The following is a 13006-nucleotide window of genomic DNA, read 5'->3' on the forward strand; positions in this document are numbered from 1 at the left end:
TCGCGGGGGCGGCGGCCGGATCCGGCCGTCACCCCCGCGGTCCCTGCGACGGGGAGAACTCCGTGACTTCTCCGCTCCCCGGAGGGGGTGGCTTCCCGCCTCTCCTCGGCCGAGGTGGGCGACGGCCAAGGCCTGGCCGTTTCGATCCCAAGGACCTTGGCGGAGAAGCGATTCACCTGCCGGGTGAACCCGGCAATCCCCTTGCCGAACATGATGGTCATCCGGGGTGAGGGCCGGGTTCGAAATACCGGCTCTTTACCCGGGCGTGCGGCAGAGCCGGAGAACGTTGGCGATGATCTTCGCTCCCGCGCCTCCCTCCGCGGTGAGGATCGACTCGGGGTGGAACTGCACCGCGAAGCGGCGCCGCTCCACGTCCTCGATCGCCATCACCGCGCCGTCGGGGGTGAGCGCGGTGGTGGTGAAACCGGCGACACCCGGCCGCTTGGCGTGGACCGAGTGGTAGCGCGCGGCGGTGAACTCCTCGGGGAGCCCGTCGAGCAGGGCGCTGTCGCCCAGCCGCCGGACCCGGCCACGCTTGCCGTGCTCGGGGTGGGACAGCAACTCCAGCGTGCCGCCCGCCTGCTCCACCATGCCCTGCAGTCCGAGGCAGACGCCGAACACCGGCAGGTCGCGCTCGTAGAGGGCGTCGATCAGGGCCGGGAGCCCGAAGTCGGAGGGCCAGCCGGGACCCGGCGACAGCACCACCAGGGACGGCGCGATCTCGTCGATCATCGTGACGGGGAAGCCGTGCCGGAGCGTGACGACCTCGGCGTCCTGCTGGCGGAAGTAGTCGGCGAGGGTGTTGACGAAGGAGTCCTCGTGGTCGACGAGCAGGACCTTCATCCCGCTTCCCGGCGGTGCCGCGGCCGCCTGGGGCTCGGCCTGCGCCTGCGGGCCCACGCCGACCGCCGCCAGAGCACCCAGCAGGGCGCTGGCCTTGAGCTCGGTCTCCCGCTCCTCGGAGGCGGGGTCGGAGTCGAACAGCAGCGTGGCCCCGGCCCTGACGGTGGCGACCCCGCCGCGGATCTGCGCGGTGCGCAGGGTCAGGCCGGTGTTCATCGAGCCGTCGAAGCCGATGTAGCCGACGGCTCCGCCGTACCAGCGGCGGGTGGTGGCCTCGTGGTCCTCGATGAACTGCATGGCCCAGGTCTTGGGGGCACCGGTGACGGTGACGGCCCACATGTGGGTGAGGAAGGCGTCGAGCGCGTCGAACTCCGGCCGTAGCCTGCCCTCGATGTGGTCGACGGTGTGGATCAGCCTGGAGTACATCTCGATCTGGCGCCGCCCGATCACCCGGACCGTCCCCGGCACGCAGACGCGCGACTTGTCGTTGCGGTCCACGTCCGTGCACATGGTCAGCTCCGACTCCTCCTTGACGCTGGACAGGAGGGTACGGATCGCGTCGGCGTCCTCGACCGGGTTGCTGCCCCTGGCGATGGTGCCGGAGATGGGGCAGGTCTCGACGCGGTCGCCGCTGACCCGGACGTACATCTCCGGGGAGGCACCGACCAGGTGCTCGCCCTCGCCGAGGTTGAACAGGAACTCGTACGGTGCCGGATTGATCTGGCGCAGTTCCCGGTAGAAGGCCGCCGGGTCGGTGCAGGGCGCGTGGAAGACCTGACCGGGAACGACCTCGAACAGGTCGCCACGGACGAACTTCTCCTTGGCCGCGGCCACCACCTGGGCATAGGAGCCCTTCTCCGGGTCGGCCGGGAGCTCGGACGGCGCGGGGGGCAGCGGTACGACCTCCCCCTCGCGGGCGAGCCCGTGGGTGGAGAGGCCGTCCACCGTGAACTCGTAGCGGAACTCCTTGCTGGTCTCCCGCTTGCGGTCGATCACCATCACCCGGTCGGGCAGGTGCAGCACGAGGTCGCGCTGGTCGGCGCCCCGCGGCAGGACCTGCCTGATCGGCTCGAACTGGAAGGCCAGGTCGTAGCCGAAGGAGCCGTACAGGCCCAGGTGCTCGTCCTCGCCCTTGAACACGGCGATGACCTCGCGGATCGCGGTGAAGACCGTGGGACGGCGGCTGCGCATCTCCTCGGGGAGGATGTCCTCGGACTCCGCCACGTACACCTCGACGAAATCGCCTGTCGGCTCCTCGACGGGCTTGCCCGCCGCCAGCAGGCAGGACACGACGGCGGGCAGCACCACCCTGCCGCGGGCGTTCAGCGCGCGGGCGGAGATCCTGCGTCCCCTGGCCACGATCTCCAGGCAGGGATCGACGTAGGCGAGGTGCCATCGGCTGTAGCGGCCGGGATACTCCATCCCGGAGGAGAGCACTCCACCACGGCGCTCACCGAGCGTCGTGACGACGTCCTCAAGCACCGTCTCCGGCACGTCGGACGCGGTGACCTCGATCCCCACGCCGCCGGCGGTGGTATATCGGCTCGTCTCCACTGCGTTATCGCCCCTTTGATTTCCCTGATGCCCAGAGGGAGCGGACGCAGAGAAGGCCGCCTCCCTGGGCGGCCGTCTGTCTGCTCGCGAATGCGAAACCTGCGCCGCCTAGAAGCGGCGCCACCACCGAAGGGCAACCTGGTATCGCATGTCGCCACAGTACCGGCGACGACCGTGATCATGCAACGTGATCCGCGCTGTGCCCGCCCTCCGGTCGGGGAGCACCGCTTTCCCTTGTGCGGAAAGGCCCCGTCCGGCGCCGGTTTCGGACGCGAGGTCGATCCGGTCTTCGCCGACGTGGTGGTTCGCGTCCGCGACGTACAGCCGGACGGCGCCGCCTGCTCCCGGTGATCTCGGGTGGGGGTCCTCGGCCCGCGTACTAGGGTCGGAGGATGCGCGCGGCCAGGTTGATGTCGTTGGTGCTGCTGCTCCAGGCTCGGGGGCGGATGACCGCGATGGAGCTCTCCCGGGAGCTGGAGATCTCCGAGCGGACCGTCCACCGTGACGTGCTCGCCCTGTCGGAGGCCGGCGTGCCGGTCTACGCCGACCGGGGGCGGGGCGGCGGCTACCGGCTGCTGGACGGGTACCGCACCCGCCTCACCGGGCTGGACCGCGCCGAGGCCGAGGCGCTGTTCCTGTCGGGCGTGCCCGAGGCGCTGCGGGAGATGGGACTGGGCGAGGTGGCAGCCACGGCGCGGCTGAAGGCCTCGGCCGCGCTCTCCCCCGGCCTGCGGGACGCCCCCGTGACCGCCGCGCAGCGCTTCCACCTGGACGCCCCCGGCTGGTTCGCGAGCGAGCGGCCTCCCCCTACGGCGCTGGCACCGCTGGCCAGGGCCGTGTGGGGCGACCACCCGGTCACCGCCCGCTACCGGCGCACCGCCCGTTCCCATCCGACCGGGCAGACCGGGCAGACCGGAGGGGCCGAGGCCGCCCGGCGGCGCCTGGAGCCGTACGGGCTGGTGCTGAAGGCGGGGGTCTGGTACCTGGCGACCCGGTCGGCGATCTATCGGGTCGATCGCTTCGACGAGGTCGAGCTCCACCCCGCCCTGCGCTTCGAGCGGGACGGCGCCTTCGACCTGGCCGCGTTCTGGAGCGAGAAGTCGGCACGGTTCGCGAACTCCCTGCTCACCATGGACGTCACCGTGAGGCTCAGCCCCGCCGCCCTTCGCCTGCTCCCCGTCATCGCCGACCGGGCGGCCCTCGACGACGCGCTGGCCTCCGCCGGCGAGCCCGACGGGCAGGGGTGGGTCACGCTCCGGCTGCCCGTCGAGTCGCTGGAGGTCGCCTACGACCAGGTCCTCCGCTTCGGCCCGGAGGCCGAGGTCCTCGACCCGCCCGACCTACGTGCCCGCGTCGCCGGCGCCGCCGCCCGCATGCATGACCTGTACGGCTCCCCGGGCGGCGGCGGGTCAGCCGGGTGACCGCTCCCGGCGCCGGTCAGCGGTAGCCGGTGGCGTCGGCGGGCCTGCCCTTGCTCTCGACCTCCTCGATATAGCGCCAGGCGTCGGGCCTGCTGCCGTCGAGGTCGGTGAAGCCGTACACCTGGGCGAGCCGCCCGCTGGAGACGGACTGCCCCGACCAGCGCATCCTGTCCTCGTCGGCGGCGAGGGCGACGACCGCGCGCCCGGTGTAGGAGGGCGACTCGGAGATCACGAAATGCGGCTGCTTCGCCGTGGCGTCCCGCCAGTTCTCCTCGGTGACGCCGAAGTTCTCCAGCATGCTCTCCGAGCGGAGCCAGCCGGGGGTCAGCGAGACCGCGCAACAGCCGTGCGGGCGCAGTTCGTGCGCCTGGGTGAAGGCCAGGCGGTTCACCGAGAGCTTGGCCAGGTCGTAGAAGGCCGAGAGCCGGTAGTTGGCCAGGTTGTACTCCAGGGTGCCGTCGGTCACCTCGACCACCAGGCCGCCGGGGTTCTCGATCAGCAGCGGCAGAGCGTGATGGCTGGTGATCAGGTGGGTGTCGATCGCCAGCCGGAGGATGCGCAGGCCGTCGTCGAGCGAGTGTTCCCAGACGGGGACGTTCCACTCCGTCAGCGGGTCGGCGCCCCAGATGTCGTTGACGAGGAGGTCGAGCCTTCCCCGTTCACGCCGGATCCGCTCCACCAGGGCGCGCACCGCCTCCGGCTCCAGGTGGTCCACCTCGACCGCGATGCCCTGCCCGCCGGCGCGGGTCACGTGCTCGGCCGTCTCCTCGACGGTCTCCGGCCGGTTCATCTCCGAGCGTCGCCGCCGCGTGCTCCTGCCCGTGCAGTAGACCGTGGCGCCCGCGGCGCCCAACTCCACCGCGATCCCCCGGCCGGTTCCTCTCGTCGCCCCGGCGACCAGGGCGACCTTTCCTTCCAGCGTGCTGTTCATGGGACGAGCCTGGCGCGAAAAAAGGACATCCTCTGTCATGTTCTCGCCGCCCACCGTAGGAGATCGTCAGCCGGTGACCAGCGCCTCCTCCGGCCTGCCCCCGCCGAACCCGGCGGGCTCCGGGAACAGCCGCGTCCCTCGACTTCCGGCACCAGGCCCTGGTCGGAGCCGGGCGGCATGCCCGGTGCCCGATGTCCTGACCGTCAGCGCGGGCCGCGGGCGGGGCCGGTGCTGCCGCGCGGGATCAGGGTGGCGGGGCGGTCCTCCACCGAGAGGGCGGCCGGTTCTCCGGCGATCAGTGCGAGCAGCTGACGGGCGGCACAGGCTCCGTAGGCGGGGATGTCCCGGGTGAGCGCGGTCAGCGGCGGGCGCACGACCTGCGAGAGCGGGGAGTCGTCCCAGGCGACGATGGACAGGTCGGCCGGAACGTCCAGAACCATCTCCTGTGCCACCGACAACCCGGCGACGGCCATTATGTCGTTGTCGTAGACGATGGCGGTGGGCCGCCGGGGCGAGCTGAGCAGCCGCCGGGTCATCCTGGCCCCCTCCTCACCGGTGTAGTCGGTGTGGAGGATCAGATGCTCGACGCGCCCCGGGCCCGCGTCCTGGCACGCCTGAACGAAGGCCTGGTCGCGCAGCGTGGTGTGCACGAGCCTGGGCAGCCCCGCGACCCTGGCGATGCTCCGGTGCCCCAGCGCCACCAGATACTCCACGGTCTCCCTGATGGCCAGGCCGTCGTCCGACCAGACCGTGCTCAACGGACCTGCCTGCGAGGGGTGTCCGATCACCACGACCGGCATGTTCAGTGACCGCATCGCCTCCACCCGGGCGTCGCCGAGGTGCAGGTCCACCAGAAAGGCACCGTCGACGCGCCCCTCCCCCCACCAGCGCCGGTACACCTCGATCTCCTGCGTGTGGTCGGCGACCACCTGCAGCATCAGCGCGTAGGACCGGTCCGCGAGCTCGGTCTCGATACCACTGATCAGCTCCATGAAGAACGGTTCCATGCCCAGGGTGCGGGCCGGGCGGAACAGCGCGAGGCCGATGGTGTGGGCGCGGGCACCGTTGAGGGCGCGCGCCGCGCTGTTGGGCTGCCAGCCGAGCTCCTTGGAGATCGCGAGAATGTTGGCACGGGTGGCCTCCGAGACCCCTGGCTGCCCGTTGAGCGCGTAGGAGACGGCGCCCTTGGACACGCCGGCACGACGAGCGATGTCAGCGATCGTCGGACGTTTCACAGTTCCCCCTGATGAACCGGTTCTTATCGGCCAAGGATAGCGGGTCGGCTCACCGGAGAGAGAAGGGGCACGCTCCTGCCCCTCGCTCCGGCACGACGGGTCAACCCTCTGCTGCCAGCAGGTTCCATGAGCGAACCGGAGCCGAAGGATCGAGAGACGGCACGCCGGCAACGCGGCGTCGACGCCGCCGCCACCTCACACGTAACTTCCGAGTAACTTACTCGGTTCAGTCCATGGGCTTCAACATTCAGGACCGCCTGCGGACAGAGCCGACAAATCAGGGGACGATGCCGTCCATCTTTTAAGTTAACCGATTAATAGGAGTCGGCACCCGTACGGAAAGAGCCGGTCGGCGCACCCCCCATCCGCGACTTGACCCCCTCCGGCGCGAGTGGGGCAGCACACGCCGTCCACCTGCCCTCACCCTCCTGTGATAAGTAATGAATTACTCGAAGAAGCGAGGAGAACATGGCGGACAACAGCGAGTTCGAGCTACGCGGGATCAACCATCTCGCACTGGTGTGCTCGGACATGAAGCAGACGATCGACTTCTACTCCGGCGTCCTGGGCATGCCCCTGATCAAGACGATCGAGCTGCCGATGGGATGGGGACAGCACTTCTTCTTCGACTGCGGCGGAGGCAACGCGCTGGCGTTCTTCTGGTTCCCCGACGCCCCCGAGGGGATTCCCGGCGTCTCGGCGCCGAAGAACCTGCCGGACCGGGGCGAGATGCTCTCCGCGGTCGGCTCGATGAACCACATCGCCCTCGATGTCGCCCCGGACAAGATAGAGGAGTACCGCGACAAGCTCCTCGCCAAGGGCGTGGACGTCGGGGTGATCCTCAACCACGACGACAGCGAGTTCGGCGTGGCGCCCACCATGGGAGAGGGCGTGTTCGTCAGGTCGATCTACTTCAAGGATCCAGACGGCATCCTGGTGGAGTTCGCCGCCTGGACCAGGGAACTGGGCCTGCCCACCGACGTCCGGCACGAGCCGAGAACCGCCGCGGAAAGGACCGTGTGATGCCGCGCCTGCGCCAGATCCCCCGCGCGGAGGCCACGGACCCGCTGACGCTCTTCTTCTACGACCGGCTGTTCGGCCCGGACAGGGACCCGGTGGCCGAACCGGGCACCGCGACCGGCTCCCCCGGCGACTGGTGGACCGTCTTCGCACTGGACCCGGTCATCCTGCGACACTGCGTGAAGGGCTTCCAGCTGTACCGGGAGAGCAAGATCGACCCGGTGCTGCGCGAACTCGGCCAGTCGCGGGCCGGCTGGGCCCGGGGCAGCCAGTTCGTCTTCTCCCAGCACTGCAAGCAGATGCGGGCACTGGGGGTGCCGGAGGAGAAGGTCCAGGCGGTCGCGCACTGGCAGGTCAGCCCGCACTTCAACGAGCTGGAGCGGGCCGTGCTGGCCTACACCGACGGCCTGGTGCTCGACGGCGGCCGGGTGCACGACGAGATATTCGCGGTCCTGAAGGCGCACCTGCCGGACGAGCAGATCCTGGAGCTGACCTACATCACCTGCCTTTACGAAATGCACGCGACCATGTCAAGGGCACTCCGCCTGGAGTTCGACGACCGGCCGGAACCCGTCGTCGAAGCGGAGGCTCCCCAGGGGTACGGCACCCGTGACATCGCCGACGACATCGCCGGGCCGGGCTGACCTACCGTTCGTCGCGCCAACCGTTCCACTCGGCGCTCCGCGCCCCGAAAGGAAGGTCCAGGTAATTACGCTGCCGGTCAACCGATGGGGATGATCCTGCTCGGGCGTCCCCTCTCCAGCCACAGGAGACCGCGTTGACCACACCGAACGGGGACCGGAGCGATCGCAGCCCGTGGAACTGGCTGCTTATCGTGCCGATCATCCTACCTTTACTTCCATTTCTCTACAATTCCGATGAACCTCGGCTTTTCGGCTTTCCGCTCTTCTACTGGCTCCAGCTCGCCTTCATCGCGGTCGGCGTGACCTGCACCTCGATCGTCTACCAGATGACCAAGCGGCGGTGACCGGATGGACGCGCACCTGACCGAGATCATCATCTTCACCGTACTGTTCCTGCTCGTCAGCGGCATGGGGTTCGTGGCGGCGCGCTGGCGCCGCCCGGACAGCCTGGCCAGCCTCGACGAGTGGGGCCTGGGCGGCCGCAGCTTCGGCTCGTGGGTCACCTGGTTCCTGGTCGGCGGCGACCTCTACACCGCCTACACCTTCGTGGCCGTGCCCGCCCTGATCTGGGGCGCGGGCGCGACGGGCTTCTTCGCGGTGCCCTACACGATCGTGGTCTACCCGATCGTCTTCCTCGTGCTGGTCCGCCTCTGGTCGGTCTCGCACGTGCACGGCTTCGTGACGCCCGCCGACTTCGTCCGGGCCAGGTTCGGCTCGCCCACGCTGGCGCTGCTGGTCGCGATCACCGGCATCGTCGCGACGATGCCCTACATCGCGCTCCAGCTCGTCGGCATCGAGGCGGTGCTGAAGTCGATGGGCGTGACCGGCCACCTGCCGATCATCATCGCGTTCGCGATCCTGGCCGCGTACACCTACCAGTCGGGCCTGCGCGCCCCGGCACTGATCGCGTTCGTCAAGGACACGCTGATCTACATCGTGATCCTGGTCGCGATCATCGCGATCCCCGCCCAGCTGGAGGGCGGCTGGTCAGGGATCTTCGACGCCGCCCAGGCCAAGTTCGACGCCAGTCCCGCACCCGGCGACGGCATCCTGCTCAACGCCGGCAACCAGCTGCAGTACGTCACGCTGGCCCTGGGGTCGGCGCTCGCGCTCTTCCTCTACCCGCACAGCATCACCGGCGTGCTCGCCTCCAGGAACCGCGGCGTGATCAAGCGGAACATGTCCGCTCTCCCGGCCTACAGCCTGCTGCTCGGCCTGATCGCGCTGCTCGGCTTCATGGCCGTCGCGGCCGGGATCAAGCCCATCGGCACGGACAACAACACGATCGTGCCGCAGCTGTTCGACCGGATGTTCCCCGACTGGTTCACCGGCGTCGCCTACGCCGCGATCGGCATCGGCGCACTGGTCCCCGCCGCGATCATGTCCATTGCCGCGGCGAACCTGTTCACCCGCAACATCTACAAGGAGTACCTGAAGCCGAACGCCACCGACGCCGACGAGGCCCGGGTCTCCAAAATCACCTCGCTGCTCGTCAAGGTCGGCGCGGTGCTGTGCATCCTGTTCCTGGACACCGGCTTCTCCATCGACCTGCAACTCATCGGCGGCGTCATCATCCTGCAGACACTCCCTTCCGTGGCGCTCGGCCTCTACACCCGCTGGTTCCACCGCGGTGGCCTGATCGCCGGGTGGGTGGCCGGCATGGGAGCCGGGATGCTCCTGCTCTACAACATCGGCAACCCGGTCACCGGCAAGCTGCACTTCGCCGGTTCTGCGTTCCCGCTGGAGAAGCTGGGCCTCGACACCAAGATGACCATCTACGCGGGCATCGTCGCACTGGCGGTCAACCTGGCCGTCGCCGCGCTCGGCACGGTCGTCGCGCGTTCCACCAAGGTGGCCGAAGGCGATGACGCCACCCTGCCCGACCACTACCTCGCCGACGAGGGCGACCCCAGGATCAAGGACCTGGACCTCACCGCCCACTGACGTCCCCACACCGAGCGCGGGGGGAGAGCCGGTCAGGCCCTCCCCCCGCGCCCGCGTCATCCGCCGGCCGGGGCGCGAAGCTGCGCGATCAGCGCCTCCGCGTCTCGGACGAGCACGACGCGCACCGCGGCGTCGGTCACCTTGCGCGGGTCGCGGGCGTGTTTCACGAACTGCTCCAGGGACTTGACGGCGTTCTTCGTCTTGCCCCTGTCCGCGTGCTTCCTGGCCTCCTTGAGCTGGTCGTTCAGCGAGTCGCCCTTCACCAGGCCCGCCGCCTTGAAACCGTCGAGGAGCTTCTGAAGATCGGTGAAGGAGGTCGTGACCTCGAACGCGACGGTCTGTTTCGTGATGTGGCCCGCCTTGTCCTTCGCGGTGACGGTCAGCGTGTTCGCACCGAGCGCCAGTCGCCACAGGTCGACCGGCTTGCCGGAGGTGACCTGCAGGTCACCGATGGCCGCCGTCACGCTCGCCACCCCCGAGGTCGCGTCCGACGCCGAGAAGACGGGGGTGAGGGACGCGGAGTCACCGTACTCACCGGCCTCCACCCCGCTCACGGACAGAACCGGGGCACTCTTGTCGATCCGCACCGTGACCTTGCCGACCTGCGAGACGTTGCCCGCGTTGTCGGTCGCCCGGTAGAACACCTCGACGGCACCCTCGGCACTCAGCGTGACCGGGTTGTTGGCGTTCGACCACGTGGTACCACCGTTGAGCGAGTACTGCCGACTCGCCACCGTGCCGTTGTCGGTCGCGGTGACCGTCAGCGTGACGTTGCCGGTGTACCAGCCGTTCTCTCCGCCCGGCTGGGCGGGGGTGAGCGTGGCCGACACGGTCGGGGGCGTCTCGTCCCCGGCCCCGACCCCTTGGAAGGTGAACCCGTCGACCTCCACGCCGCCGGTCGAGGTGATGTAGAGCTTCCCACTACCGGTCGGGGCACCGGTGAACGTGGTGTCCACGTTCTGCCAGCCCGCCCCGGCGGGCACGGTCACGGTGGCGAACGGATCCGCCGTCGCCGAGCCCCACCGCAGGGACAGCGTTCCCGCACCGGAGGCGCGGGTCCGCACGCCGGTGATACCGGCGAAGTTCACCGGGTCGTACGCGATCCAGTCCTCGGCGTCGAACGACGTGATCTTCGCCAGGCCGGACGCGCTCTCATCCTCCACCCTCGTGACACCGCTGCTCGCGTCCGCGTGCTCGGCCTGCAGTTGCCTGGGGTTGAGGATGAGCGTGGCGTCGCCGAGCGCGCCGGGGATGTCACCGGCACCGTTGTCCCGGTAGCTCACCACCACGACGCCGAAGATGTTCTCGGTCTCGCCGTGCTCGGGGGCGTCGGCCGGCGTCGGCCAGGCGCCGGAGCATCCCGTGCCGAGGGTCTCCGGATGCGCGTGCACGTCGTGGCCGAGCCCGAAGGTCCACTGCACCCGGCTGCACACGGGGTTGTCTCCGTCCTCCTTGTCGGAGACCTTGACCTGGAAGGGCACCGCGTCGCCCCAGTCGAAGAAGGCACCGTTGCCCGGCATCTGGATGGTCACCTCGGGCGCGGTGTTGCCCACGGTGATCTCGGTCGAGGTGAGCCCGAACCTGCCCTGCTCATCGGTCACGCGGAGCCGGGCGGCGTACTGCCCGAGCACGGTGTAGGTGTGCGAGGCCGTGACGCCGGTGGCGTCGAAGGTCCCGTTGCCGTCGAAGTCCCACTCGTAGCGCAGCGGGCCCGGCTCGGTGTCGATCGACGACGCCGCGCTGAAGTCGACGGTGAGGGGCGCGGTACTGCTCGACGACGGCTTGGCGACGATCTTCGCCTGCGGGGTCTTGTTCCCCTCGGCGTAGTCGATGCGGTACAGGCCCGCGTCGGGATTGGCGCGGAAGAAGCCGTCGCCGTAGTCGAGCACGTACAGCGACCCGTCGGGGCCGAACTCGATGTCCATCGGACTGTCGGTGATCGGCATCGCCGCCGCGGTCAGCGCGCCGTTGGGCAGGAAGTGTTCGAGCTTGGTCACCGGCCCGTCCGGCGCCGTCACGGTGAACGCCGCGAGATAGTCCTGCGAGAACTCGGCGAAGAAGAACTTCTTGTCCCAGTACTCGGGGAACTTCGTCGTCGACGGGTTCGCCGCGTCGTAGTGGTAGACGGGGCCGCCCATCGGCCCCTGCCCGCCCGCCGCCTCGAAGTCGGTGAGCCCGGCCCACTCCGCCGGCTGGTGAGTGTTGTTGTCGCCGTAGTAGAGGTCCGCCGGGGTCGCGGGAGGCAGCGTGTCCAGCCCGGTGTTCCATCGCGAGGTGTTCGCCGGTCCGGCCGCGCAGTCGAACCACGCGCGCGGCGTCGAGGTCGCGAAGTTCCAGTCGTTGTAGTTGAAGTTGTCGCCGGTGCAGTACGGCCAGCCGCTGTTCATCGGCTTGTCGATGGGGGTGACGTTCCACTCGACGTAGCCCAGGGGGCCCCGGGCGGGGTCGGGTGCCCCGGCGTCGGGGCCGTAGTCACCCCACGACACCGTGCCGGTCACGTCGTCGACGTCCATGCGGAAGGCGTTCCGCACACCCGTCACGAAGATCTCAGGACGGGTCTTGGCCGTTCCCGGCGGGAACAGGTTGCCGGCCGGGACCGTGTAGGAGCCGTCCTCCTGCACGGTGATCCGCAGGATCTTGCCGCGCAGGTCGTTGCTGTTGCCCGCGCCGCGCCGCGCGTCGAGCCCCGGATTCATCCCGGGGGCGTCGTTGTTGGGCGCCATGCCGTTGGCCCCGGGCGTGCCCGCGGGGGTGTTGTCACCGGTGACGAGGTAGAGGTTGCCCTCGGCGTCCCAGTCCATGTCGCCCGCGACGTGGCAGCACTGCCCGCGCTGCGTCTCGATCCTGATGATGACCTGCTCGGTGGAGAGGTCCAGGGCGTCACCGGTCCATTTGAACCGGGACAGCTGGTTGTAGCCCCTCCACTGGTTCCAGTACGACTCGTCCGCGCCCGCGGGCAGCGAGTTGGGCGCCGACCCGGTGGGGGTCGTCTCCGGGTACGGCGCCGTCATCGTCTTCGGCGCGTAGTAGACGTAGACCCACTTGTTCCGGGCGAAGCCGGGGTCGATCGCGATCGTCTGGAGACCGTCCTCGGAGTTCGCGTAGACGGGGATCGTGTTGATGACCTTGGTGATGCCGGTGTCACCGTCGGTCAGGCGGATGTCACCGTTGCGGGCGGTGTGCAGGACCCTCCTGTCCGGGAGGACCGCCATGTCGATCGGCTCGCCGACGTTCTTGGTCAGCGTGATCTTCTCGTAGTTCGACCAGTGCGTGGCGGCTTCATGGGCGTGTGCGGGTGCGGGCACGGCGACCAGCACCACCGAGGGGAACAACAGAGCGGCGAGTGCCCTGCCGACCATCGTGCGGGTACGCTTCAATTTCCTGAGCCTCTTCTTCAGGGGGGTGTCAGGACAG

Annotated in this window: 9 protein-coding genes; 5 read left to right on the forward strand and 4 right to left on the reverse strand. The window is 69.4% G+C overall.

All coding sequences use genetic code 11. From position 1 onward, the window contains the following. Nucleotides 1-255 precede the first annotated feature (255 nt). On the reverse strand, nucleotides 256-2397 hold the full coding sequence (locus ACFQVD_RS12140; RefSeq protein ID WP_343978410.1) for an anthranilate synthase component I: 2142 nt from the start codon (nucleotides 2395-2397) through the stop codon (nucleotides 256-258). Between the two features lie 392 nt (nucleotides 2398-2789). Between ACFQVD_RS12140 and ACFQVD_RS12145 the strand changes: the two genes are divergently transcribed. Further along, on the forward strand, nucleotides 2790-3818 hold the full coding sequence (locus tag ACFQVD_RS12145; RefSeq protein ID WP_364155127.1) for a helix-turn-helix transcriptional regulator: 1029 nt from the start codon (nucleotides 2790-2792) through the stop codon (nucleotides 3816-3818). A 16-nt stretch (nucleotides 3819-3834) separates the two neighbouring features. On the opposite strand, the gene ACFQVD_RS12150 is transcribed toward ACFQVD_RS12145, so the two are convergent. Together ACFQVD_RS12150 and ACFQVD_RS12155 are read right to left on the reverse strand one after the other, a co-directional pair. Beyond that, the gene (locus ACFQVD_RS12150) at nucleotides 3835-4749 is read right to left on the reverse strand and encodes an SDR family oxidoreductase (protein ID WP_343978416.1); all 915 of its coding nucleotides are present in this window, start codon (nucleotides 4747-4749) and stop codon (nucleotides 3835-3837) included. 203 nt (nucleotides 4750-4952) lie between these two features. Continuing rightward, nucleotides 4953-5984: a LacI family DNA-binding transcriptional regulator gene (locus tag ACFQVD_RS12155; protein ID WP_343978419.1), complete on the reverse strand. Its 1032-nt coding sequence runs from the start codon at nucleotides 5982-5984 to the stop codon at nucleotides 4953-4955. Between the two features lie 468 nt (nucleotides 5985-6452). Between ACFQVD_RS12155 and ACFQVD_RS12160 the strand changes: the two genes are divergently transcribed. The 4 genes from ACFQVD_RS12160 (at nucleotide 6453) to mctP (ending at nucleotide 9592) form a co-directional block, all read left to right on the forward strand. After that, nucleotides 6453-7007 (forward strand): VOC family protein, encoded by a 555-nt coding sequence (locus ACFQVD_RS12160; protein WP_030914976.1) that lies wholly within the window; start codon nucleotides 6453-6455, stop codon nucleotides 7005-7007. Next, nucleotides 7007-7648, forward strand: a complete 642-nt coding sequence (locus ACFQVD_RS12165) for a carboxymuconolactone decarboxylase family protein (protein WP_343978424.1) — start codon at nucleotides 7007-7009, stop codon at nucleotides 7646-7648. The genes ACFQVD_RS12160 and ACFQVD_RS12165 overlap by 1 nt, the downstream gene beginning before the upstream one ends. Before the next feature lie 134 nt (nucleotides 7649-7782). After that, nucleotides 7783-7992 (forward strand): DUF3311 domain-containing protein, encoded by a 210-nt coding sequence (locus ACFQVD_RS12170; RefSeq protein WP_343978427.1) that lies wholly within the window; start codon nucleotides 7783-7785, stop codon nucleotides 7990-7992. Nucleotides 7993-7996: 4 nt separating this feature from the next. Further along, nucleotides 7997-9592, forward strand: a complete 1596-nt coding sequence (mctP, locus tag ACFQVD_RS12175; protein WP_343978430.1) for a monocarboxylate uptake permease MctP — start codon at nucleotides 7997-7999, stop codon at nucleotides 9590-9592. Nucleotides 9593-9648: 56 nt separating this feature from the next. On the opposite strand, the gene ACFQVD_RS12180 is transcribed toward mctP, so the two are convergent. Next, on the reverse strand, nucleotides 9649-12969 hold the full coding sequence (locus ACFQVD_RS12180; RefSeq protein WP_343978433.1) for a PQQ-dependent sugar dehydrogenase: 3321 nt from the start codon (nucleotides 12967-12969) through the stop codon (nucleotides 9649-9651). Nucleotides 12970-13006: the final 37 nt, after the last annotated feature.

This window comes from Streptosporangium amethystogenes subsp. fukuiense (assembly GCF_042665875.1).
In the GTDB taxonomy this organism is placed as follows: Bacteria; Actinomycetota; Actinomycetes; order Streptosporangiales; family Streptosporangiaceae; genus Streptosporangium; species Streptosporangium fukuiense.